This is a genomic window from Burkholderia metallica, from assembly GCF_902832845.1.
GTDB classification, from domain to species: domain Bacteria; phylum Pseudomonadota; class Gammaproteobacteria; order Burkholderiales; family Burkholderiaceae; genus Burkholderia; species Burkholderia metallica.
Genome location: NZ_CADFDB010000011.1, coordinates 125,441 through 149,510, shown reverse-complemented (window position 1 = coordinate 149,510; position 24,070 = coordinate 125,441). Strand labels below are relative to the sequence as shown.

Here is a 24,070-nt window from a genome sequence, read left to right as displayed (position 1 = left end):
GCTCCGGGCGGGCGAACGAAAGCGATCAGGCCGGGTACGCGCGCTGCAGCAACGCCCCGACGTCGATCGCCCGCGGATCGAAGCCGCCCGCAATCCGTCCCCAGGACGATTCGCCGAGCCGCGTCGCAATGAACGCGTCCGACACCGCCGCCGGTGCATCGCGCCGCAGCAGGCACGCCTGCGCGACCAGCGCGAGCCGCTGCGCGAACAGTCGCGCCGACGCCTCCGGCATGTCGGCCGGCGCCGCCAGCATCGCGCGCAGCGTGTCGAGCGCCGCGCGAATGCGCGGTTCGCCCGCGCCGAGGTCGGCGAGTTCGGCGAACAGCGCGGCGGCCGCGTCGGGCTCGCGCGACACCGCGCGCAGCACGTCGAGGCACATCACGTTGCCCGAGCCTTCCCAGATCGAGTTGACGGGCGCTTCGCGAAACAGCCGCGCGATCGGACCGTCGTCGACGTAGCCGTTGCCGCCGAACACCTCCATCACTTCGCCGGTCAGCTCGACCGCGCGCTTGCACACCCAGAATTTCGCGGCGGGCGTGACGATTCGCTTCCACGCGCGTTCGCGCGGCGAGTCGTCGCGCTCGAACGCGTCGGCAAGGCGCATCGCGAGCGAGAGCGCGGCTTCGCTTTCGAGCGCGAGATCGGCGAGCACGGTGCGCATCAGCGGCTGGTCGGCGAGCGCGCGGCCGAACGCGTGGCGCTGGCGCGTGTAGGCGATCGCCTGCACGACGCCCTGGCGCAGCATCGCCGCGCTGCCGAGCACGCAATTCAGCCGCGTGTAGGTGGCCATCTCGATGATGGTCGGAATGCCGCGGCCTTCGTCGCCGAGCATGATGCCCCACGCGTCGTTCAGCTCGACCTCGCTGCTCGAGTTGCTGCGGTTGCCGACCTTGTCCTTCAGCCGCTGGATCTCGACCGCGTTCTTCGTGCCGTCCGGCCGCCAGCGCGGCACGTAGAAGCACGACGGGCCGCCGGCTTCGGTGCGCGCGACGACGAGGTGCGCGTCGCACATCGGCGCGGAGAAGAACCACTTGTGGCCGCGCAGTTGGTATTCGCCGCCGCGTCCGCCGGCGCCGACGGCGGTCGCGAGCGTCGTGTTCGCGCGCACGTCGGAGCCGCCCTGTTTCTCGGTCATGCCCATGCCGAACCAGATCGCGCGCTTGTCGGCGACCGGCACGTCGCGCGGGTCGTAGTCGTCGCTGTAGAGCTTGTCGCGCAGCAGATCCCACAGTGCCGGTTCCTTCTGCAGCACGGGGATCGCGGCCTGCGTCATCGTCGCCGGGCACAACGTGCCGGCCTCGATCTGGCCATGCAGGTAAAAGCCGGCGGCCGTCGCGGCCCAGCGGCCGCGGCGCGTATCGCGGAACGCGAGCGACACGAAGCCCTCGCGGCGGTACTGGCCGAGCAGCGCGTGCCACGCCGGGTGGAAGTCGACGCGGTCGATGCGCCGGCCGCGCCGGTCGAACGCGTTCAGTTCCGGCGGATGGCGGTTCGCTTCGTCGGCGAGCCGGGCGTTGTCGGCGCTGCCGAGCCGCGCGCCGTATGCGTCGAGCTGCGGCACGGCCCAGTCGGCGCCCGCGCGGGCAAGCGCGTCGCGCAGCGCGATGTCCGTCGCGAAGAGGTTATAGTCGACCAGTTCGTCGAACTGGTTCGTGACGGCGTGAGTCGCTTCGGTCATCGAGGTTGTCTCCGGTCTCATGCTTCGCGGGCAGCCGGCGCGGTGCCGCCCGGATCGCGCTTCGGCGCGGGTTCCGGCGCCCGGTAAACGCATTCCCTGCTGAATTCAGAGTAGCAAATATGCCGCCGCGACATGTTCAGGTTCCGGCGCCGCCCGGCCAGCCGGCGGCGCAACCCGCGCCCGCGTTGCGCCGCCGGCCGCGCCAGTCGCGCGCGCAGGCGAGTTCCGACGCGCTGCAGCAGGCGTTCGTTCAGCTTTTGCTCGAACGCGGCTACGCGCAGGCGACGATCCGCGAGATCGCGGCCGTCGCGGGCGTGAGCATCGGCACCTTCTACGAGTATTTCGGCGACAAGCAGAGCCTCGCGGCGCTCTGCATCCACCGGTACGTGCAGGCGCTGGCCGACCGGCTGCGCGAAGTCGTGGCGCAGCGGCGCGGCGCGCCGCGGGCCGAACTCGCCGTCGCGCTGGTCGATCTCCAGGCCGATGCGATCGGCGCCGACGCGGCGCTGTGGGCCGCGCTCTTCGCGCTGGAACGGCAGGTGTCGCCGCTCACCGCGTATCGCCGGCACTACGACGCGTATGTCGCGCTGTGGCGCGACGCGCTCGCGCATGCGGCCGATCCGCCGCCGGCTGCGCGGCTCGACGGGCTCGCGCGGATGGCGCACACGCTCTGTTACGGCGGGCTGTCGCAGGCGTTGCTGACGCTCGGGCCCGCGTTCGACATCGCCGCGCTGCGCAACGAACTGCGGGCCGTGCTGCTCGCCTACCTGGCGGCGGCCGGCCCGTGAAGCCTCCTAGGGGTAATGCCTGATTCGCATACCACCCCGGCAGGCGAGCCTTGTTGCTGCGTGCCGCTTTCCAAGAGCCATGAGAAAAATGCATGGCCGCCATGACGAACTTTCGATTGTCCGCCGATATTGGCTCGGGCTAAATCATGCGGTGGAAGCAGGCCGCGTGCGTCGCGCGGGGCCGCGTGAAGGACATCAGAAGGAGGAGTCATGCGAAGCGCCACCGCGCCCCGTTCGAAACTGCCCGACGTCGGGACGACGATCTTCACGGTGATCGGCCAACTGGCGGCTCGACACGATGCATTGAACCTGTCGCAAGGCGCGCCGAATTTCGCGCCCGATCCGGCGCTCGTCGAAGGCGTCGCCCGCGCGATGCGCGACGGGCACAACCAGTACGCGCCGATGGCCGGCGTCACGGCGCTGCGCGAGCGGCTCGCCGAAAAGACCGAAGCGCTGTACGGCGCGCGCTACGACCCGGCCACCGAGATCACGGTGATCGCGAGCGCGAGCGAAGGGCTCTACGCGGCGATCAGCGCGCTCGTGCATCCGGGCGACGAGGTGATCTACTTCGAGCCGTCGTTCGACAGCTATGCGCCGATCGTGCGGCTGCAGGGCGCGACGCCGGTGGCGATCAAGCTGTCGCCCGAGCATTTCCGCGTGAACTGGGACGAAGTGGCCGCAGCCATCACGCCGCGCACGCGGATGATCATCGTCAACACGCCGCACAACCCGACCGCGACGGTGTTCTCGGCCGACGATCTGGCGCGGCTCGCGCAACTCACGCGCGACACGGGCATCGTGGTGTTGTCCGACGAAGTCTACGAACACGTCGTGTTCGACGGCGCGCAGCACCAGAGCATGGCGCGCCATCGCGAGCTGGCGGAGCGCAGCGTGATCGTGTCGTCGTTCGGCAAGTCGTTCCACGTGACCGGCTGGCGCGTCGGCTACTGCCTCGCGCCGGCCGAGCTGATGGACGAGATCCGCAAGGTGCACCAGTTCATGGTGTTCGCGGCCGATACGCCGATGCAGGTCGCGTTCGCGGAGATCCTCGCGCGGCCGGACAGCTATCTCGGCCTGTCGGCGTTCTATCAGGCCAAGCGCGACCTGCTCGCGCGCGAGTTGGCCGATTCCGGTTTCGAGCTGCTGCCGAGCGAAGGCTCGTTCTTCATGCTCGCGCGCTTTCGCCACTTCTCGGACGAAAGCGACAGCGATTTCGTGCTGCGCCTGATCCGCGACGCGCGCGTCGCGACGATTCCGCTGTCGGCGTTCTATACCGACGGCACCGACGCCGGCGTGATCCGGCTCAGTTTTTCGAAGGACGACGCGACGCTGGTCGAAGGCGCGCGGCGGCTGCGTTCGCTGTAGGCCCGTATGAAAACCGGCGACGGGCATCCGGCGACGGGCGCGTCGCATCGACCAGACACAGGAGATCACGATGAAGCACACGACCACCCTGAAACTCGCGTTCGCACTCGCGTGCGCAATCGGCTCGGGCGCGGCGCTCGCCGACGCGCAGACGCTGCGTTTCGGCCTTGAAGCGCAATACCCGCCGTTCGAATCGAAAGCGCCGAACGGCGACCTGCAGGGCTTCGACATCGACGTCGGCAATGCCGTCTGCCAGACGGCGAAGCTGTCGTGCAAATGGGTCGAGACGTCGTTCGACGGGCTGATTCCCGCGCTGAAGGGGCGCAAGTTCGACGCGATCAACTCGGCGATGAATGCGACCGAGCAGCGCCGCCAGGCGATCGATTTCACGACGATCATCTATCGCGTGCCGACCCAGCTGATCGCGCGCACCGGCAGCGGCCTGCTGCCGACGCCCGAATCGCTGAAGGGCAAGCGCGTCGGCGTGCTGCAGGCATCGATCCAGGAAACCTTCGCGAAGGCGCACTGGGAGCCGGCCGGCGTCGCGATCGTCGCGTACCAGGACCAGAACCAGGCGTATGCGGATCTGGTAGCGGGCCGTCTCGACGCGACGCTCGTGCTCGCACCGTCGGGCCAGCGCGGCTTCCTGTCGCGTCCGGACGGCAAGGGCTTCGCGTTCGTCGGCCAGCCGGTGCACGACGACAAGATCCTCGGCAGCGGCATCGCATTCGGGCTGCGCAAGGGCGACAGCGCGCTGAAGGCGAAACTCGATGCGGCGATCGACAAGCTGAAGGCGGACGGCACGGTGAAGTCGCTCGGGCTGAAGTATTTCGGCGATATCGACATCTCGGCGAAGTAAGTGCAGCCGCGCGCGATGCAGAACCGGAACACGGCCGCCGCGAGCGGCGAACCGGCGGCCGCGCCGCTGTCGGGCGACGCGCTCGAAGCCGTGCTCGTCGCCGAACTGGGCGAGGCGCTCGTCACGCGAGCGGCCGACATCGATCCGCGTTACTTCACCGCGTACAACGAGCCGGCCGGCGTGCGGCCGCGCGCGCTGGTGCGCCCGCGCAGCGTCGACGACGTGTCGCGCACGCTCGCGCTGTGCGCGCGGCTCGGCCAGCCGGTCGTGCCGCAAGGCGGCCTGACGGGGCTCGCGCGCGGCGCGGTCGCGCTCGGCGGCGAGGTCGTGCTGTCGATGGAGCGTTTCGCGGGCATCGAGGCGCTCGACGCGGCAGCCGGCACGATCACCGTGCGCGCCGGGACGCCGTTGCAGACGGTGCAGGAAGCCGCGCAAGCGGCGGGCTTCACGTTCGGTGTCGATCTCGGCGCGCGCGGCTCGTGCCAGATCGGCGGCATGCTCGCGACCAACGCGGGCGGCACGCGCGCGATCCGCTACGGGATGATGCGCGAGCAGGTGCTCGGGCTCGAGGCCGTGCTCGCGGACGGCACGGTCGTGTCGTCGATGAGCCGGATGCTGAAGAACAATGCGGGCTACGACCTGAAGCAGCTGTTCATCGGCAGCGAGGGGACGCTCGGCGTCGTCACGCGCGCGGTGCTGCGGCTGCATCCGTTGCTCGCCGCGCCGGCCACGGCGCTCTGCCGCGTGCGCGACTACGACGCGGTGCTCGCGCTGTGGAACGGCATGCGCACGCAGCCGGAAGTCGTCAGCTTCGAGGCGATGTGGCCGGCGTTCTACGACTACGTCGCGCGTCATACGCCGGGCGTCTCGGCGCCGTTTGTCGGCGACGACGGCTTCGCGGTACTGATCGAATGCGCGACGAGCGCGCCGGGCGGCGATGCGCACCATGCGCTGGAAACCGCTCTGGCGGCCGGGTTCGACGCAGGGCTCGTGGAGGATGCGGTGCTCGCGACGTCGGAGCGGCAGGCGCGCGACCTGTGGACGTTGCGCGAAGGTCTCGCGATCGATGCGCTGCCGCATCTGGTCAACTTCGACGTGAGCTTGCCGACCGGCGAACTCGGCGCATTCGCCGAGCGTTGCGACGCGGCGTTGCGCGCACGCTGGCCGGACGCGACGTGCCTGTTCTTCGGCCATGTGGGTGACGGCAACGTGCATATCGGCGTATCGCTGGCGGGAATGACCGACGCGGACCTCGATGCGCTCGATCACGGCGTGTACGCGGTGGTGCGGGACATGGGCGGTTCGGTGTCGGCCGAGCACGGGATCGGCGTGCTCAAGCGCCCCTATCTCGCGCATACGCGCAGCGACGCGGAAATCGGCCTGATGCGCCGCCTGAAGGCCGCGCTGGACCCGCTCGGCATCCTGAATCCCGGCAAGGTGCTCTGATCGCGGCGAGGCCCGTTGCCGGCGGATGCCGGCCGGTCCGACGCGTCAGCCGTCCACCCAGCGCAGCGCGCCGATCTTCAGGTGTTCGACGACGCTGCGCGCCCATTCGAGTTCGGCGTTGAGCAGCACGAGCGCATGCTCGTTCTGCAGCAGGAACAGGCGCGGCACCTGGTCGGCCTGTGCGGTGGCGCGCAGCGTTTCGAGACGTTCGCGCTCGGCATCGAGCCGGGCGATCCGAAGCTCGAGCTGATGGCGTGCATCTTCGGCGTCGAGCAGCGGCAGGAATGCGAGGCCGGCGCCGAACGCCGGGAATTCGCGCGCGGGCTCCGCGAGCAGCGCATGCAGCCACGCCTGCCCGGCCGTGTGCCCGGCCTCGGTCAACGCATACAGCGTGCGCTCCGGAAACGCGCCGTCGCGCTCGGTGTCGTGCACGGCGATCAGCCCGTCGCGCAGCAGCCGGTCGATCGTCTGATAGAGGCTCGTGCGCTGCCGCACGTTGACGACTTCGTCGTACCCGCGAGCCTTCAGTTGCTGCAGCATCCCGTACGGATGCATCGGCGTTTCGGTGAGCGTCGCGAGGACGGCCAGCGCGAGCGGGGACGGTCGACTAGTAGACATGAATAGTTATCATATACCTAGTAATAATATAACTATTCTCTATCAGACTATCTTGTTTTACAAGGGTTTCAGCCGAGGTGCGAACGCTTCGCGGCCGGTGCGGCGGTTTCCATCGTCGCAAGACCGTGCACGATGCCGCAATCCTCGACCGAGTGCTCGCCAACGCACTGGCGGCGCAATTCGGAGAGCTGGTTGCGCAGATGAGTGAGTTCCGCGAGGCGCGCGTCGACGTGCCCGATGTGTTCGTCGAGCAGCGCATTGATCGAATCGCACGGATCGGCCGGCGCGTCGGTAAGCCGCAGCAGCGAGCGGATCTCGTCGTGCGCCATGTCCAGCGCGCGGCAGTTGCGGATGAAGCGCAGCCGTTCGACGTGCACGTCGGTGTAGCTGCGGTAGTTCGAATCGGTGCGCTCCGCATCCGGCATCAGCCCCTCTTTCTCGTAGAAACGGATCGTCTCGGGCGTGCAGCGGGCCGCTTTGGCCAGTTCGCCAATCTTCATGACCTTTCTCCGGTGTAAGGGTTGACCTTGTAGTGGCTTCAGGGTGTTAACTCTACACCGTCAAGCCACAAAGGAGGTTGTCATGACCGACGCCCAGCGTACCCCCGACCCACGACACCGTCATGCCGGCGGCGCCGATGCATGCTGCGCCGATGAGGGCGACACGCAACTGGCGACCGTTGCCGATGCGGCGCCGGCGGCCGGCGAGCACGCGCACGGCAAGGCCGCATCGCGCGGCCACGACCATGACCACGATCACGGCCATACGCACGACGAAACGCATGCGCACGGAGCGTCGTGCTCGCACGGGCATGCCGCGCATGGCGAAGCGGGCCACGATCACGCCGCGCACGACCATGCCGGTCACGACCACGACCACGACCACGCAGCCGGCGACTGCTGCGCGCCTGCTGCGCTGACGCTCGCGCCGCTGCCGGTCGCGCAGGCGACCGCGTCGGGCCACGTGCGCTCCGCGTTCCGGATCATGCAGATGGACTGCCCGACCGAGGAAACGCTGATCCGCAAGAAGCTCGGCGGGATGAGCGAAGTGTCGGCGCTCGAATTCAACCTGATGCAGCGGATGCTGACCGTCGAGCACGTGCCGGGCGCCCAGCCGGCGATCGAAAGCGCGATCCGCACGCTCGGGATGACGCCCGAGGCGGCAACGGCGGGCGCACCGGCGCCGCGCGTCGCCGACGCGCCCGCGAAGCCGTGGTGGCCGCTGGCGCTGGCCGGCGTCGCCGCGATCGCGTCCGAGGGTGCGACGTGGGCCGGCCTGCCCGTCTGGCTGTCGGCGGCGCTCGCGCTCGCGGCGGTGCTCGCGTGCGGGCTCACCACGTACAAGAAAGGCTGGATCGCGATCCGCAACGGCAACCTGAACATCAACGCGCTGATGAGCATCGCGGTGACGGGGGCGATGGCGATCGGCCAGTGGCCGGAAGCCGCGATGGTGATGGTGCTGTTCACGATTGCCGAGCTGATCGAGGCGAAGTCGCTGGACCGGGCGCGCAATGCGATTCAGGGCCTGATGCAGCTCGCGCCGGACACCGCGACCGTGCAGGACACCGACGGGTCGTGGCGCATGATCGAGGCCGCGCAGGTGGCGCTCGGCGCGGTCGTGCGCGTGAAGCCGGGCGAACGGATCGGGCTGGACGGCGAAGTCGTCGCGGGCCGTTCGACGGTCAACCAGGCGCCGATCACCGGCGAGAGCCTGCCGGTCGACAAGACGACCGGCGACGCCGTGTACGCGGGCACGATCAACGAATCGGGTTCGTTCGACTATCGCGTGACGGCGGTCGCGGCCAACTCGACGCTTGCGCGGATCATCCACGCGGTCGAGGAAGCGCAGGGTGCGAAGGCGCCGACGCAGCGCTTCGTCGACCAGTTCGCGCGCGTCTATACGCCGATCGTGTTCGTGGTCGCGCTGCTGGTGGCGGTGGTGCCGCCGCTCGTCACGGGCGGTGCATGGCAAGACTGGATCTATCGCGCGCTGGTGCTGCTCGTGATCGCGTGCCCGTGCGCGCTGGTGATCTCGACGCCGGTGACGATCGTGTCGGGGCTCGCGGCCGCGGCGCGACGCGGGATTCTGGTGAAGGGCGGCGTCTATCTGGAAGAAGGGCGCAAGCTCGCGTGGCTCGCGCTCGACAAGACCGGCACGATCACGCACGGCAAGCCGGTGCAGACCGACTTCGACCTGCATGCGGACGACGCCGACGACGCGCGTGTCCGGTATCTCGGCGCGAGCCTCGCGGCGCGCTCCGATCACCCGGTGTCGCAGGCGCTTGCCACTGCGGCGCGCGACGCCGGCACGACGGCCTTCGCCGATGTCAAGGAGTTCGAAGCGATCGTCGGGCGCGGCGTGCGCGGCACGATCGACGGCACGCGCTACTGGCTCGGCAATCACCGGCTCGTCGAGGAGCTCGAGCGTTGCTCGACGGCGCTCGAAGCGAAGCTCGACGTGCTCGAACGGCAGGGCAAGAGCGTCGTGGTGCTGGTCGACGAAGTGCGCGTGCTGGGCATCTTCGCGGTGGCCGACACGATCAAGGACACGAGCCGTGAAGCGATCGCCGATCTGCACGCGCTCGGCATTCGCACGGCGATGCTGACGGGCGACAACCCGCATACCGCGCAGGCGATCGCGCAGCAGGCGGGCATCGACGATGCGCGCGGCAACCAGTTGCCGGAAGACAAGCTCGCGGCGGTCGAGGAACTGTCGGCCGGCGGCGCGGGCGCGGTCGGGATGGTCGGCGACGGGATCAACGATGCGCCGGCGCTCGCGCGTGCCGATATCGGTTTCGCGATGGGCGCGATGGGCACCGACACGGCGATCGAGACGGCCGACGTCGCGCTGATGGACGACGATCTGCGCAAGATTCCCGCGTTCGTGCGGCTGTCGCGCGCGACGCACCGCGTGCTGGTGCAGAACATCGGCTTCGCGCTCGGCGTGAAGATCGTGTTCCTCGGCCTCACGGTCGCGGGGCTCGGCACGATGTGGATGGCAGTCTTCGCCGACGCGGGCGCGAGCCTGATCGTCGTGGCCAACGGTTTGCGGCTGCTGTCGTCCTCCGGGGCGTTCGGCGGCGCGCAGGCCGCGCGTTGAGGAGCGGGCGATGAGCTTTCTGAAACGGATCCTGGGCGGCCTCGGCGGTGGCCATGGCAGCGGGCACGGCAGCGGGCACGGCAGCGGCGGAAACGGCGGTAGCGGCGGCCATCACGGCGGACAGCGCCGCGACCAGCACGGCGGTCACGATGCGCGCGGCCGCGATCGCCACGGCTGGGGCTGGCAGGCGTCGGCCGACGCCGGCGGCGGGCCAGGCGGCCCGGGCGGCAACGTCCCGCTGAGCCAGCTCGCATGCGCGGGCTGCGGCGCGCTCAATGCGGTCGACGCGCGCTTCTGCGCGCAATGCGGCGCGGCGCAACGCAGCAAGGCCTGCAGCCGCTGTCACGCGGCGTTGGCGACTGACGCGCGTTTCTGTCCCGGGTGCGGCGCTCAGGCCGCGTAAGCCGGTCACCCGGTCACCCGGTCACCCGGTCACCCGGTCGCACGTTCGCACGTTCGCGCCGGTCGGGCGGAAATGCCGGCCGGCGCGTTTCGTTTCACGGCCGGCGCTCACGCACCGGCTCTTCACTCAGCGTAGCGGCAGGTAGATCTCGGTCCGCAGGTCGGCCGGCGCCGCGTCCATCGGCGTATTGAGGTAAAGCTCGAACGGCGGCGCGTCGGCGGCTTCGCGGCCGGCGTGACGCAGCCAGTCGCCGTACAGCCATTGGTAGGCGGTCTTCAGGTCTGCATACGGTCCCGTATGCAGCAGCACCGCGTATTCGCCGCCTGCTATCGTCACGCGCTCCACCGGCGGCACCGGTTCGACGTCCGGCGCCCCGTCGGCCGGCATGAAGCAGGCCTTCGCGCGCAACTGCGCTTCGGGCGTCGTGTCCGGATCGTCGCAGAAAATGCCGATCATCTTCGCGCCCGGACCGATCAGCCCGTGCTGCCCGACCCACGCACCGATGCGCGCGAACGCTTCGCCGACCTTCAGGTACGACCCGGTGTGCGCCACCGCATAGCCGTGCAGTTCCGGCAGCCGCCGGATCTCGACTTCATGCTTGAACATGTCTTCTTCTCCTTGCTGTAGCGGATAGATGGGCCGGCAGGCTGCCTGCGCGCCGGTACTGCGCGGGCGGAAACCGACGTCACGGTAGCACGCGCCGAACGGACAAATCGTGCGGAAATGCGTAGGACGCCGACGAATCGCGCCCCTTTTTATTTTGACGAAATGGGGTCTTGCCCCTCCGAGATTGATGACTAAAGTTAAAGACGGTGAAATCGGGTGATCGCGTCATTTTTCTCGGGTAAGTTGCTTCGTCGGGGCAGCACGTTTTTCGAAGTACGCAGGTCGTTCGTCGATGTTCCATCGCCACACCACGTTTTCGGGAGAAGAAGAAATGGATGCTTCCAGCTTCATCACGTCGCTGCAGACCACGCTAGGGGGGTATCTGCCCAAGATCGCCGGCGCGATCGGCATCCTGGTGATCGGCTGGCTGATCGCCGTCGTGGCGCGGGCCGGCGCGATGCGCCTGCTCAGTGCGCTGAAGGTCGATCAGCGGATCACCGAAAGCACCGGCCAGGGCGCCTGCGTCGAGCGCATCATCGCCGGCGGGCTGTTCTGGCTCGTGCTGCTCGTCACCGCGGTGGGCATCTTCAACGTGCTCAACCTGTACGCGGTCTCCAATCCGTTCTCGCTGCTCGTCACGCACATCGTCAACTACCTGCCGAACCTGATCGGCGGCGCGGCGCTGACGCTGATCGCGTGGCTCATCGCATCGCTGCTGCGCAGCCTCGCGAACCGCGCGCTGAAGGCGAGCAAGATCGACAGCACGCTGTCCGAAGGCGCCGGCATGCAGCCGATGAGCGGTTATCTCGGCGACGTGCTGTTCTGGCTCGTGATCCTGATGTTCCTGCCGGCGATTCTCGCGTCGTTCGCGCTGTCGGGGCTGCTGTCGCCGGTGCAGGGGATGGTCGACAAGCTGCTCGCGATCGTGCCGAACCTGTTCGCGGCCGCGGCGATCGGCTTCGTCGGCTGGGTCGTCGCGCGCGTGCTGCGCGGCCTCGTGACGAACCTGCTGGTGGCCGCCGGCGCCGACCGGCTCACGCAGGGCATCGACAGCCCGACGCCCGTGCGCGTGTCGAGCCTGATCGGCACGATCGTCTACGTGTTCGTGTTCGTGCCGACGCTGATCTCCGCGCTCGACGCGCTGAAGATCGACGCGATCTCGATTCCCGCGACCAACATGCTGAACCAGTTCCTCGGCGCGGTGCCGGACATCGTCGCGGCGATCGTGATCGTGCTGGTGACGTACTATTTCGCGCGCTTCGTCGCATCGCTCGCGCAGAAGCTGCTGGAAGCCGCGGGCGTCGACGGGCTGCCGGCCGTGCTCGGCGTCGAACGCGTGTTCTCGGGCATCCTGCAGCCGTCGGTGCTGGTCGCGCGGCTGATCGTGTTCTTCGCGATGCTGTTCGCGTCGGTCGAGGCCGCGAACCGGCTCGGCTTCTCGCAGGTGCGCGACGTCGTCACGCTGTTCATCGAATTCGGCGGGCACGTGCTGATGGGCGGCGTGATCCTCGTGATCGGCGTGTGGCTCGCGGGCCTCGCGCGCCGCGTGATCGAGCAGGCCGACCGCGAACACAGCGTGCTGTTTGCGCGTATCGCGCAATTCGCGATCCTCGGGCTCGTGTTCGCGATGGGGCTGCGCGCGATGGGTATCGCGAACGAGATCGTCCAGCTCGCGTTCGGCCTCGTGCTCGGCGCGATCGCGGTGGCGGTGGCGCTGTCGTTCGGCCTTGGCGGCCGCGAGGCGGCCGGCAAGCTGCTCGATCGCTGGTTCAACCAGCGCGGCGGCGGGCAGTAACGCTGCGCTTGCGTATCCGGTCGGCCGCGCTGCGTTGCGCGGCTGGACGGGTACCGCGCGCTTCATCGCCTGTATTCGTGACGCGCGAACGGCCCGCGGCGGCGTCCGGTCGTGCGTCATCGCGTGTGTGAAATCGATGCGTCGGCGCGGGCGAAGGTCGCAGCGGCGTGTCCGGATGAACGCTGGGACGTTGCTGATCGGCTCCGGCTCGGGTTCCCGCATCGACATCGGCTCCCGCCCTAGGCCACAGCCGCAGTCCCAAGCTCCAACCCACGCACCGCATCAGCATTTCCGTCAGCGAAATGTCAGCCTCGATCTTTGCCGAATTTCGATAACACGTCGTTTAATGACTCTCTAGCATCGATTCTCAGTTGCGCAGGCCGGCAGGCCCGCCCTTTGAGGAGAGAGTCCGATGAAAGCAGAGTCGAATGGCCGGCCCGCCGCCGGCGCCAAGTCGTCCGGCCAGCCCGCGCTGCAGCAGACGCTCGGGACCTGGCAACTGTGGGGCATCGCGGTCGGCCTCGTGATTTCCGGCGAATACTTCGGCTGGAGCTACGGCTGGGCGAGCGCTGGCACGCTGGGCTTTGTCATTACCGCGCTGTTCGTCGCGGCGATGTACACCACCTTCATCTTCAGTTTCACCGAGCTGACGACGTCGATCCCGCACGCGGGCGGCCCGTTCGCGTATGCGCGCCGTGCGTTCGGCCCGACCGGCGGCTATCTCGCCGGCGCCGCGACGCTCGTCGAGTTCGTGTTCGCGCCGCCCGCGATCGCGCTCGCGATCGGCGCTTACCTGCACGTGCAGTTCCCGGGCCTCGAGCCGAAGCACGCGGCGATGGGCGCGTATCTCGTGTTCATGGCGCTGAACATCGTCGGCGTGCAGATCGCGGCGACCTTCGAGCTGGTCGTCACGCTGCTCGCGATCTTCGAGCTGCTGGTGTTCATGGGCGTCGTGTCGCCGGGCTTCGCGTGGAGCAATTTCACGAAGGGCGGCTGGTCGGGCGCCGATCACTTCAGCGTGGGCGCGTTCCACGGGATGTTCGCGGCGATCCCGTTCGCGATCTGGTTCTTCCTCGCGATCGAAGGCGTCGCGATGGCCGCAGAGGAAGCGAAGAACCCGAAGCGCTCGATCCCGATCGCGTACGTGGCCGGCATTCTGACCCTCGTGGCGCTCGCGATCGGCGTGATGGTGTTCGCCGGCGGCGCGGGCGACTGGACCAAGCTCGCGAACATCAACGATCCGCTGCCGCAGGCGATGAAGTACATCGTCGGCGCGAACAGCGGCTGGATGCACATGCTCGTGTGGCTCGGGCTGTTCGGGCTCGTCGCGTCGTTCCACGGGATCATCCTCGGCTATTCGCGCCAGATCTTCGCGCTGGCCCGCGAAGGCTACCTGCCCGAATGGCTCGCGAAGGTGCATCCGCGCTTCAAGACGCCTTACCGCGCGATCCTCGCGGGCGGCGTGGTCGGCATCGCGGCGATCTACAGCGACGAGCTGATCCAGTTCGGCGGGCAGACGCTGACCGCGAATATCGTGACGATGTCGGTGTTCGGTGCGATCGTGATGTATATCGTGAGCATGGCGTCGCTGTTCAAGCTGCGCCGCTCGCATCCGAACATGGCGCGGCCGTTCCGCGCGCCGCTGTACCCGGTCTTCCCGGCGTTCGCGATCCTGGCGGCGCTCGTCTGTCTCGGCACGATGGTGTACTTCAACGGGCTGGTCGCGCTGGTGTTCATCGGTTTCCTCGCGCTCGGTTACGCTTACTTCCTCGCGACGCGTTCGCAGCGGGCAAGCGCGCCCGGCGACGCGCTGCTGGAGGAATGAGCAGGGTGAAGGCGAACGGCCGTTCCTGACGGCAACCGGCGCGCCCCGTCCGACGGGCGCGCCGTCGGTTTTGGTCGGGGCCCGTTCGCGCTGATGACGGGCCCGAAGAGGGGCAAGGAGGCTCGCACGATGTCCTACACGGAGACGATCGGTCCGCGCACATACCGCTTCGCGGACCTGAAGACGCTGCTCGCGAAGGCGAGCCCGCTGCGTTCCGGCGACCAGCTCGCCGGCGTCGCGGCGGCGAGCGAGGAGGAGCGCGTCGCCGCGAAGATCGCGCTCGCGGGCGTGCCGCTGAAGGCATTCCTGAACGAAGCGGTGATCCCGTACGAAGACGACGAGGTCACGCGGCTGATCGTCGACGACCACGACGCGGCCGCGTTCGCGGAAATCTCGCACCTCACCGTCGGCGATTTCCGCAACTGGCTGCTGTCGCCGGCGGCCGACGGCGCGGCGCTCGAACGGATCGCTCCGGGCCTTACGCCCGAGATGGTCGCGGCCGTGTCGAAGCTGATGCGCAACCAGGACCTGATCGCGGCCGCGCGCAAGCGCCGCGTCGTCACGCGCTTTCGCAACACGGTCGGGCTCGCGGGCCGGATGTCGGTGCGGCTGCAGCCGAACCATCCGACCGACGACGTGAAGGGCATTGCCGCGTCGATGCTCGACGGGCTGATGTACGGCTGCGGCGACGCGATGATCGGCATCAACCCGGCCACCGACAGCCTCGCGGCGATCGTGAAGCTGCTCGCGATGATCGACGGGTTCCGCGAGCGCTACGGCGTGCCGACGCAGTCGTGCGTGCTCACCCACGTGACCAACACGATCGCGGCGATCGACAAGGGCGCGCCGGTCGATCTCGTGTTCCAGTCGATCGCGGGCACCGAGAAGGCGAACGCGAGCTTCGGGATCTCGCTCGCGCTGCTCGGCGAAGCGCGCGAGGCCGCGTTGTCGCTGCAGCGCGGCACCGTCGGCAACAACCTCATGTACTTCGAGACGGGACAGGGCAGCGCGCTGTCGGCGAACGCGCATTCCGGCGTCGACCAGCAGACCTGCGAAGTGCGCGCGTATGCGGTCGCGCGCAAGTTCGAGCCGTTCCTCGTGAACACGGTGGTCGGCTTCATCGGGCCCGAATACCTGTACGACGGCAAGCAGATCATCCGCGCGGGGCTCGAGGATCACTTCTGCGGGAAGCTGCTCGGCGTGCCGATGGGCTGCGACATCTGCTACACGAACCACGCCGAAGCCGACCAGGACGACATGGACACGCTGCTGACGCTGCTGGGCGCGGCCGGCATCAACTTCATCATGGGGATTCCGGGCGCGGACGACGTGATGCTGAACTACCAGAGCACGTCGTTTCACGACCAGCTCTACGTGCGCGAGGTGCTCGGCCTGCGCCGCGCGCCGGAATTCGAGGAATGGCTGGAGACGATGGAGATCGCCGACGCGCACGGCGCATTGCGCGCGGCGACGTCGCGCGTGCCGCTGCTCGCGGGCGCGAACGACTGGATGGGGATTTCGGCATGAGCGACGCCGTCGAAAAGAACCCGTGGGCGCAGCTGAAGTCGTTCACGAATGCGCGGATCGCGCTCGGCCGCGCGGGCAACAGCCTGCCGACCGCGCCGCTGCTCGCGTTCAACCTGTCGCACGCGCAGGCGCGCGACGCGGTGCACCAGCCGCTCGACGCGGACGCGCTGCGGCGCGAACTCCACGCGGCCGGCTTCGCGACGCTCGGCGTGCAGAGTGCCGCGCCCGATCGTCAGCATTATCTGCGCCGGCCCGACCTGGGCCGCAAGCTGTCGGATGAAGGGCGCGTGCTGCTGGCCGCGTACGGCGACACGGTGAGCGGCGACGGGCCCGACGTCGTGTTCGTGGTCGGCGACGGGCTGTCGGCGTTCGCGGCCGCGAAACAGGCGCTGCCGCTGCTGCAGGCCGTGCGGCCGCGGCTCGACGCGGACGGCTGGCAGATCGGCCCGGTGGTGGTCGCGACCCAGGCACGCGTCGCGCTCGGCGACGAGATCGGCGAGCTGCTGCGCGCGAAGGTCGTCGCGATGCTGATCGGCGAACGGCCGGGGCTCAGCTCGCCGGACAGTCTCGGCGTGTACCTGACGTGGGCGCCGAAGGTCGGCTGCCACGACGCGCTGCGCAACTGCATCTCGAACGTGCGGCCCGAAGGGCTGCCGTATGCGGGGGCCGCGCACAAGCTGCATTACCTGATGACGCACGCGCGCCGGCTCGGGCTGACGGGCGTCGGTCTGAAGGACGACAGCGATGCGCTGCTGCCGCAGGCGGAAGCGGATCGGATCGGGGCGGACTGAGAAGCCGCGGGCCTGACGGCAGGCGTGCCGTTCGAGCGGTGCGAGCGTTAGCGTCCGAGGCTTCCGTCACCGGCTACCTGAACAGCCGCTCGCACAGAAAATCGACGAATACGCGCAGCTTCGGCGACAACTGCCGGCTCGACGGCCACACGATCGAGAATTGCCCCGGCGCGATCCGGTAGTCGTCGAGCACGGTGACGAGCGCGCCGTGTTCGAGCGCGTCGCGCGCGAGGAAGTCGGGCATGTAGCCGATGCCGAGCCCCGCGAGCACGGTGCCGCGCAGCGCTTCCATGTTGTTGCAGGTCAGCGCGGTGCGCAGCTTCAGCGGCGTGCCGTCGTCGGCCGCGAGCGCCCAGTCCTGCAGCTTGCCGGTGGTCGGGAAGCAGTAGCGCACGCATTCGTGCCCTTCGAGATCGCGCGGCGTGCGCGGCGTGCCGGCCTGCGCGAGATACGCGGGCGTCGCGCACAGCACGAACGCGAACGGGCCGAGCCGCCGCGACATCAGGCTCGAATCCGACAGCGGGCCGCTGCGAATCACCGCGTCGAAGCCGCCTTCGACGACATCCACCATCCGGTCGTTGAAATCGAGATCGAGCTCGACGTCCGGGTAGCGCTGCCGGAATTCGGGCAGCACCGGCAGCAGGAACCGGTAGCCGATCACCGGCAGGCTCACGCGCAACCTGCCGCGCGGGCGCTGTGCGGACGCCGTCACCGTCGCTTCCGCATCGCGGAAATCCTCGAGGATGCGCTGGCAGCGTTCGTAGAAATGCCGCCCCTCTTCGGTGAGCGTGACGCGCCGCGTGGTGCGGTTGAACAGGCGCACGCCGAGCGATTGCTCGAGCTTCGCGATCGTCTTGCCGACCGCCGATGCCGAGATGCCGAGCGCGCGGCCCGCCGCGACGAAGCTCAGCGCTTCGGCGGTGCGGACGAACGCGACGATGCCGGTCAGGTTTTCCATCGGGTCGAAGGGCGTGGGTGGACACGCGTCCATGGTCGAGTGAATTGCGGAATTTTAGTCCGTTATATGTGAACCTTCGCATGGTTTTTCACGGATTGAATCGGATTTATCTTCTGTCGCTCTGGCGGCGCATCCGCGCCGGCTTTTCGAGGAGCGATGATGGATCTCCCTTTTTCAGCCGATTCAGCCGTGTCGGCACGCCGGCGTGCATGGGTGCTGGCCGCCGTCTGCCTGGCCGCCGTCGCGCTGCCGCTGTCGTTTTCGGGCGGCGCGGTCGCGACGCCCGCGATCGGCCGCGACCTGCACGGCGGGACGGTCGCGATGAACTGGATCACCAACGCGTTCATGCTCGCGTTCGGCAGCTTCCTGATGGCCGCCGGCGCGCTGGCCGACCAGTTCGGCCGCAAGCGCCTGTTCGCGATCGGCGTCGGCGGCTTCACGCTGATGTCGGGCGCGCTCGCGTTCGCGCCGTCGATGCTCGCGGTCGACCTGCTGCGCGGCGCGCAGGGGCTCGCGGCGGCCGCGGCGCTCGCGGGCGGCACCGCCGCGCTCGCGCAGGAATTCGACGGCGCGGCGCGCACGCGCGCATTCAGCCTGCTCGGCACGACCTTCGGGATCGGGCTCGCGTTCGGGCCCGTGCTCGCCGGCGCGCTGATCGGGCATTACGGCTGGCGCGCGATCTTCGTGACGAGCGCGGTGGCCGGCGTGCTGTCGCTCGGCGTCGGGCTGCCGCGCATGCACGAATCGCGCGACCCGCACGCGACGGGGCTCGACTGGCCCGGCACGGCCGCGTTCACCACCGCGCTGACGCTGTTCACGTTCGGCGTGATCGAGGCGCCCGCGCGGGGCTGGTCGAGCGCGCTCGTGATCGCGCTGCTGGCCGGCGCGGCGCTCGGCGCCTGCGCGTTCGTCGCGATCGAGACGCGCGTCGCGCGGCCGATGCTCGACCTGTCGCTGTTTCGCATCGCGCGCTTCGTCGGCGTGCAGGTGCTGCCGGTGTCGACCTGCTGTTGCTACATCGTGCTGCTGGTCGTGCTGCCGCTGCGCTTCATCGGCATCGACGGCTTCAGCGAGATCGGCGCCGGCTGGCTGATGCTCGCGATTTCCGCGCCGATGCTCGTCGTGCCGCTCGTCGCGGCGACGCTCACGCGCTGGCTGTCGGCCGGCGTGATCTCGGGGCTCGGGCTGCTTGTCGCGGCAGCCGGGCTCGTGTGGCTGGGCATCGCGCTGCGCGGCGGCGCGGGGCCGGCGGCGATCGCGCCGATGCTGGCGATCGGCGTCGGCGCCGGCATGCCGTGGGGGCTGATGGACGGGCTGTCGGTGAGCGTCGTGCCGAAGGAGCGTGCCGGGATGGCGACCGGGATCTTCAGCACGACGCGGGTAGCCGGCGAAGGGATCGCGCTCGCGATCGTGGGTGCCGTGCTGGCCGGGCTCGCGCGAGCGGGGCTGACGCAGGCCGCGGGCGCCGACGGTACGCCCGACGCGACGCTGCGCGCGGCCGCGCGGCTCGCGACCGGCGATCTGGCGGGCGCAGCGGCGGCGTTGCCGGGTGTCGGGCATGCGGCGCTGCTGGCGAGCTACGCGCATGCGTTCGATCGATTGTTGATCGGGCTGGCGGTGGTGACCGTGCTGTGTGCGGGTGTGGTGTTTGCGTTTCTCGGGCGGCGGGTGGCGGACGAAGCGGGTGACGGCACCGCCGCGCTCGCGCACGCCGACCGGCCGGCGCCGGGCCGGATCGAAGCGGCTGCTGCGCAGACGCACGGGCGTTGAGCGCCGCGTCGTTGCGCATGGGCGCGTACGGGCGCGCAAGCCACGGCGGCCGGCGCGCCTTCGCATTGCGTCATCGCTTCATTCGCGCGCTCACGTCACGCGCATCATGCCCATCACGCCAGCACCAGCGACGGCAGCGTCGCATCCGCCCGTGCCTGTGCGCGCTCGACTTCAACGACCACATGGCGCCGCGCATCGGGCCACAGGTGCGCGCGGCTTTCCGTGTGCGCGTCGATCGTCGCGCGGCCCTGCACGAGCCAGGTCGTCTGCCGCACGAAATCGACGAACAGCAGCGCGATCGCCGGATTCACGAGCAGGTTGCCGATCGTGTTGAACAGGTTGTTGCCCGCGAAATCCGGCAGCACGAGCGTGCAGCGGTCGGGCATGTCGACGAGCGGCTCGAACGAGCCGTCGGCGCGCGGCTGGCGGCCGCGGTACGAGCAGTCGCCGTTGCCTGCCGCGTCGGCGGTCGCGACGATCAGGAACGCCTGCTCGCGGATGAACGCGATGGCGTCGTCGGTCAGGGGGCCGTGGTCGTTCATGGTGGGAGTGTGCGTGCAGGCCATTGCGTGGGATTCCATGATGCGCACGCAAGCGACATGCCACACGTCGCGGCCCGCATCCGCATGCCGCGCGCCGTGGCGCACTGTGGGAATTTCGAACACCGGTCCGGCGCGCTGCACAGTCGCACTGTTCAGAATCGGCACACCCGCCGTGCTGCGCGGGTGAACACCGCACGGTGCGTACGCGGGCGTGCCGGGGGCGTCTCGTATTCGTCGTGTTTGGCACGCATGTTGCGTAACCGGGTGCAGCGCAATCCAACCGGCGCTTTACTCGTACAAGCACGATGAACAGGAGACATGTATGAACCCGTTTGACCTGAAGCAACTGGGCCTCGACGTCGAATACCCGTACCGTCAGCAGTACGACAACTACATCGGCGGCAAGTGGGTTCCGCCGGTGAAGGGCGAGTATTTCGAGAACGTGTCGCCGATCAACGGCCAGCCGTTCTGCCGTATTCCGCGCTCGGGCGCCGACGATATCGAGCTGGCGCTCGACGCCGCGCATGCCGCGCGCCGCAAGTGGGGCAAGACGTCCGTCGCGGAGCGCGCGAACCTGTTGCTCGCGGCCGCCGACCGGATGGAAAAGAACCTGAAGCTGCTGGCGGTGGCCGAGACCATCGACAACGGCAAGCCGCTGCGCGAGACGATGGCGGCCGACCTGCCGCTCGCGATCGACCACTTCCGCTACTTCGCGGGCTGCATCCGCGCCCAGGAAGGCGGCATTTCCGAAATTGACGACAACACCGTCGCGTATCACTTCCACGAGCCGCTCGGCGTGGTCGGCCAGATCATCCCGTGGAACTTCCCGCTGCTGATGGCCGCGTGGAAGCTCGCGCCGGCGCTCGCGGCCGGCTGCTGCGTGGTGATGAAGCCGGCCGAGCAGACGCCCGCGTCGGTGCTGGTGCTGATGGAGCTGATCGGCGACCTGTTCCCGGCCGGCACGATCAACATCGTGAACGGCTTCGGCAAGGAAGCGGGCGAGGCGCTCGCGACCAGCAAGCGCATCGCGAAGATCGCGTTCACCGGCTCGACGCCGGTCGGCAAGCACATCCTGCGCGCGGCGGCCGACAGCCTGATTCCGTCGACGGTCGAACTGGGCGGCAAGAGCCCGAACATCTTCTTCGCCGACGTGCTCGACCAGGACGACGCGTTTCTCGACAAGGCGCTCGAAGGGCTCGCGATGTTCGCGCTGAACCAGGGCGAAGTATGCACGTGCCCGTCGCGGATTCTGATCCAGGAGTCGATCTACGAGAAGTTCATCGAGAAGGCCGTCGCGCGCGTCGAGCGCATCAAGGGCGGCCACCCGCTCGACCTGCAGACGATGATCGGCGCGCAGGCTTCGCAGCAGCAGCTCGACAAGATCCTGTCCTACATCGACATCGGCCGCGGCGAGGGCGCGCAATGCCTGACGGGCGGCGAGCGCACGGCGCCGGCGGCCGAACTCGGCACGGGCTACTACGTGAAGCCGACGATGCTGCTCGGCAACAACAAGATGCGCGTGTTCCAGGAAGAGATCTTCGGGCCGGTCGCGTCGGTGATGACGTTCAAGGACGAGCAGGAAGCGATCGAACTCGCGAACGACACGTTCTACGGGCTCGGTGCGGGCGTGTGGACGCGCAACGGCACGCGTGCGTACCGGATGGGCCGCGAGGTCGAAGCCGGCCGCGTGTGGACCAACTGCTATCACCTGTATCCGGCGCACGCGGCGTTCGGCGGCTACAAGCAGTCGGGGATCGGTCGCGAGACGCACAAGATGGCGCTGTCGAACTATCAGCAGACGAAGTGCCTGCTGGTGAGCTATCAGGCCGAGGCGCTCGGGTTCTTCTGAGCGCCGCAGCGGTGGCGACGTGACGGTCCCGGCCGGTCGGCAGCCCGACGCCGGCCGGACCGGTTTGCCGGTGACCGGTTCCCGGTTGCCGGCGACGGCGGGCGCGGTGCGCGCGTGGATGCGATGCGCCGACGCCGGGCGTCCGGCGCTTCGCCATTTTCGATTTCGACATTCGACACCCGGCGCGGGCCGCGCATCGTCGCATCCCGCGCCGGAAAACGATACCGGCAGCCGCACGCTTGCGGCGGCTGCCGCGCCGATGCACACGACAGATCCCGGCATGGCAGAACCGCCCCGAACCTTTCCGCGCCACCCCGTGTTCCACGCGGGCGAACTCGATGCGCACCAGCGCTTCGGCGTGGCCGACGAAGCCGAGCGGATGAGCGACGTGGTGACGACGCGCATGAGCATCGGCGTGCGACAGTTCATCGAGTCGCAGCCGTTCATGTTCGTCGGCATCGCATCCGGATCGCATGCGTCCGTGACCTGCGACATCGTGCAGGGCCTGCGTGATGCGAACGGTGACCGGCTGCCGGTCGTGCGCGTGATCGACACGAAGACGCTGCGGTTCGCGTTGCCCGCGCCCGGCGACGGCGGCCGGATCGACGCGGCGGCCTGCGACGGCAGCGGCATCGGGTTGCTGTTCGTCGACTTCGTGCGCGGCATGCGCTACCGGATCAACGGTCGCGCGACGCTGCGCGCCGGTCTGCCGGATGCGGATGCCGCGCCCTGGCCGGCCGGCAGCGCGATCGTCGAGTTGGCGATCGTGCACGCGTACGGCAACTGCGGTACGCGGGTCGTGCGGCTCAAGCCGGCCGGGTAGCCGGCGACTGCGGGGCGTTCGGCATGCGCGGTCGCCGCGCGGATCGCACCGGCGGCGTGCGCGGCGCGCTGCGTTCGGGTGCGCCCGGATGGCGCGCGCCGGCCGTGCAACGTGCAATGACGGGCCGTGCGCCGAACCGCGCGGTTCGGCACGGGACTTGCGTGACAGGCGCGGTGCCGGGCAGGTGAAGGAGGACATGATGGACCAACACGTGGCGTGCAGCGAAGAACCGACGGCGGAAGACACGCGACGCAATGCGCAGGGCGACGATGCGCTGGCCGGGCAGGCGGTCGTCAGCGTCGCGCATGACGCGGACGAGCAGGCGCGCAACCTGGTCGGCTGGCGGCAGACCTACGATCAGCTCGCGGCCGGCCGCTTCGTCGGCACGCTGACCGAGCTGCCGCTCGACACGATGAAGCTGTTTCGCGAATCGACGAGCCACCAGCTGCGCCAGGCGTGCGAGGTGCGCGGCGATGCGTACTGGTTCGGCATCCCGCTCGTGTGCGACGGCACCGCGCGCGTCGATGCGTGCCGTATCGGGTCCGGCGCGCTCGCGTTCCGGCCCGGCAACGTCGAATTCGAGCTGGTGACGCCCGCGCAGTTCTCGATCTACGGCATCGTCGTGCGCGGCGACGTGCTGCGCCGCTATGCGGAGGACGTGGAGCGCCGCGCACTCGACGAGCGGCTCTTCACGCAGCGCGTGATGCAGGTCGGCGATGCACGGCTCGCGCGCCTGTGCGCGCTGCTCGGCCGCCGGCTCGACGGCGCGGTGGCGATGGCCGGCCCGCTGCCCGATGCCCAGCGCGACGACCTGCAGGCCGAGGTGCTGGCCGCGCTGTTCGACGTGTGCGCGCAACCGGCCGACGACGATGCCGGCCGCGCGCCGTCGATGCGTCGCTGGATCGTCGAGCAGGCGCGCGACTACGTGCTCGCGCACCGCACGCGCCCGGTCGGCGTGCCGGAGCTGTGCGAGCAGTTGCACGTGAGCCGCCGCACGCTGCAGTACTGCTTCCAGGACGTGCTCGGCATGGCGCCCGCGACCTACCTGCGCACGCTGCGGCTGAACGGCGCGCGGCGCGATCTGTGCGGGCGCGCGGCCGGTTCGGTGCAGGACGTCGCGGAGGCGTGGGGTTTCTGGCATCTCAGCCAGTTCGCGACCGACTACCGCCGGCTGTTCGGCAAGCGGCCGTCGGAGACGCTGCGCGATCGCGCGGTGAGGGTGGCGGCAGGTTGAGTGCGGGGCAGCAGGCGTCGAAGCGGTTCAGGCTCACGCTCCGGCGGCGCGTCCATGCAGCCTCGCTCCCGGCTTCGCAGCGCACTGCCGCACC

19 protein-coding genes and 1 pseudogene are annotated in these 24,070 nt (G+C 69.3%); 14 read left to right on the top strand and 6 right to left on the bottom strand.

The genetic code is table 11. From position 1 onward, the window contains the following. Positions 1 to 25 precede the first annotated feature (25 nt). Positions 26 to 1,678 carry an acyl-CoA dehydrogenase family protein gene (locus HWX08_RS27280; RefSeq protein WP_174922207.1) on the bottom strand — a complete coding sequence of 551 codons (1,653 nt, stop codon included), beginning with the start codon at positions 1,676 to 1,678 and terminating at the stop codon, positions 26 to 28. A gap of 119 nt (positions 1,679 to 1,797) precedes the next feature. On the opposite strand from HWX08_RS27280, the gene HWX08_RS27275 reads away from it, so the two are divergent. The 4 genes from HWX08_RS27275 to HWX08_RS27260 all read left to right on the top strand — a co-directional run bounded on the left by HWX08_RS27275 (position 1,798) and on the right by HWX08_RS27260 (position 6,136). Next, a complete protein-coding gene (locus HWX08_RS27275; protein ID WP_174922206.1) occupies positions 1,798 to 2,466 on the top strand; it encodes a TetR/AcrR family transcriptional regulator in 669 nt (222 codons plus the stop codon). A gap of 210 nt (positions 2,467 to 2,676) precedes the next feature. Beyond that, on the top strand, positions 2,677 to 3,831 hold the full coding sequence (locus HWX08_RS27270; RefSeq protein WP_174922205.1) for a pyridoxal phosphate-dependent aminotransferase: 1,155 nt from the start codon (positions 2,677 to 2,679) through the stop codon (positions 3,829 to 3,831). 70 nt (positions 3,832 to 3,901) lie between these two features. Further along, positions 3,902 to 4,690 carry an ABC transporter substrate-binding protein gene (locus HWX08_RS27265; protein ID WP_107312697.1) on the top strand — a complete coding sequence of 263 codons (789 nt, stop codon included), beginning with the start codon at positions 3,902 to 3,904 and terminating at the stop codon, positions 4,688 to 4,690. Positions 4,691 to 4,705: 15 nt separating this feature from the next. Beyond that, a complete protein-coding gene (locus HWX08_RS27260; RefSeq protein ID WP_174922204.1) occupies positions 4,706 to 6,136 on the top strand; it encodes an FAD-binding oxidoreductase in 1,431 nt (476 codons plus the stop codon). A 45-nt stretch (positions 6,137 to 6,181) separates the two neighbouring features. On the opposite strand, the gene HWX08_RS27255 is transcribed toward HWX08_RS27260, so the two are convergent. Then, positions 6,182 to 6,754: a PadR family transcriptional regulator gene (locus tag HWX08_RS27255; protein WP_069255425.1), complete on the bottom strand. Its 573-nt coding sequence runs from the start codon at positions 6,752 to 6,754 to the stop codon at positions 6,182 to 6,184. Positions 6,755 to 6,822: 68 nt separating this feature from the next. Beyond that, positions 6,823 to 7,254 (bottom strand): Cd(II)/Pb(II)-responsive transcriptional regulator, encoded by a 432-nt coding sequence (gene cadR / locus HWX08_RS27250; protein WP_069255426.1) that lies wholly within the window; start codon positions 7,252 to 7,254, stop codon positions 6,823 to 6,825. A gap of 82 nt (positions 7,255 to 7,336) precedes the next feature. On the opposite strand from cadR, the gene HWX08_RS27245 reads away from it, so the two are divergent. Continuing rightward, positions 7,337 to 9,853, top strand: a complete 2,517-nt coding sequence (locus tag HWX08_RS27245) for a heavy metal translocating P-type ATPase (protein WP_174922203.1) — start codon at positions 7,337 to 7,339, stop codon at positions 9,851 to 9,853. A gap of 10 nt (positions 9,854 to 9,863) precedes the next feature. After that, positions 9,864 to 10,256 carry a zinc ribbon domain-containing protein gene (locus HWX08_RS27240; RefSeq protein ID WP_174922202.1) on the top strand — a complete coding sequence of 131 codons (393 nt, stop codon included), beginning with the start codon at positions 9,864 to 9,866 and terminating at the stop codon, positions 10,254 to 10,256. Positions 10,257 to 10,382: 126 nt separating this feature from the next. Here HWX08_RS27240 and HWX08_RS27235 read toward each other — a convergent pair. After that, positions 10,383 to 10,929: pseudogene (locus HWX08_RS27235) on the bottom strand (AraC family transcriptional regulator); the annotation flags it as partial. Between the two features lie 264 nt (positions 10,930 to 11,193). Between HWX08_RS27235 and HWX08_RS27230 the strand changes: the two are divergent. The 4 genes from HWX08_RS27230 to eutC all read left to right on the top strand — a co-directional run bounded on the left by HWX08_RS27230 (position 11,194) and on the right by eutC (position 16,800). Further along, positions 11,194 to 12,657, top strand: a complete 1,464-nt coding sequence (locus HWX08_RS27230; RefSeq protein ID WP_069255429.1) for a mechanosensitive ion channel — start codon at positions 11,194 to 11,196, stop codon at positions 12,655 to 12,657. A gap of 412 nt (positions 12,658 to 13,069) precedes the next feature. Continuing rightward, positions 13,070 to 14,482 carry an ethanolamine permease gene (gene eat, locus HWX08_RS27225; protein WP_069255430.1) on the top strand — a complete coding sequence of 471 codons (1,413 nt, stop codon included), beginning with the start codon at positions 13,070 to 13,072 and terminating at the stop codon, positions 14,480 to 14,482. Between the two features lie 129 nt (positions 14,483 to 14,611). Continuing rightward, the gene (locus HWX08_RS27220) at positions 14,612 to 16,009 is read left to right on the top strand and encodes an ethanolamine ammonia-lyase subunit EutB (RefSeq protein ID WP_174922200.1); all 1,398 of its coding nucleotides are present in this window, start codon (positions 14,612 to 14,614) and stop codon (positions 16,007 to 16,009) included. Continuing rightward, positions 16,006 to 16,800 (top strand): ethanolamine ammonia-lyase subunit EutC, encoded by a 795-nt coding sequence (gene eutC, locus HWX08_RS27215; RefSeq protein WP_069255431.1) that lies wholly within the window; start codon positions 16,006 to 16,008, stop codon positions 16,798 to 16,800. The genes HWX08_RS27220 and eutC overlap by 4 nt, the downstream gene beginning before the upstream one ends. Before the next feature lie 73 nt (positions 16,801 to 16,873). Here eutC and HWX08_RS27210 read toward each other — a convergent pair whose 3' ends face one another. After that, complete coding sequence (locus HWX08_RS27210) at positions 16,874 to 17,758, bottom strand: LysR family transcriptional regulator (RefSeq protein WP_174922199.1); 885 nt, start codon at positions 17,756 to 17,758, stop codon at positions 16,874 to 16,876. A gap of 159 nt (positions 17,759 to 17,917) precedes the next feature. Here HWX08_RS27210 and HWX08_RS27205 point away from each other — a divergent pair, with 159 nt between their 5' ends. Next, positions 17,918 to 19,528: an MFS transporter gene (locus HWX08_RS27205; protein ID WP_069257914.1), complete on the top strand. Its 1,611-nt coding sequence runs from the start codon at positions 17,918 to 17,920 to the stop codon at positions 19,526 to 19,528. 113 nt (positions 19,529 to 19,641) lie between these two features. On the opposite strand, the gene HWX08_RS27200 is transcribed toward HWX08_RS27205, so the two are convergent. Next, entirely contained in the window at positions 19,642 to 20,070 is a 429-nt protein-coding gene (locus HWX08_RS27200; protein ID WP_069255433.1) for a pyridoxamine 5'-phosphate oxidase family protein, read from the bottom strand. Positions 20,071 to 20,392: 322 nt separating this feature from the next. Here HWX08_RS27200 and exaC point away from each other — a divergent pair, with 322 nt between their 5' ends. From exaC to HWX08_RS27185, 3 genes are all read left to right on the top strand, one after another. Next, positions 20,393 to 21,919 (top strand): acetaldehyde dehydrogenase ExaC, encoded by a 1,527-nt coding sequence (exaC, locus tag HWX08_RS27195; protein WP_107314719.1) that lies wholly within the window; start codon positions 20,393 to 20,395, stop codon positions 21,917 to 21,919. A gap of 280 nt (positions 21,920 to 22,199) precedes the next feature. Further along, complete coding sequence (locus HWX08_RS27190) at positions 22,200 to 22,742, top strand: hypothetical protein (protein WP_069257915.1); 543 nt, start codon at positions 22,200 to 22,202, stop codon at positions 22,740 to 22,742. A gap of 199 nt (positions 22,743 to 22,941) precedes the next feature. Beyond that, positions 22,942 to 23,976, top strand: a complete 1,035-nt coding sequence (locus tag HWX08_RS27185; protein ID WP_107314718.1) for a helix-turn-helix domain-containing protein — start codon at positions 22,942 to 22,944, stop codon at positions 23,974 to 23,976. Positions 23,977 to 24,070 lie beyond the last annotated feature (94 nt).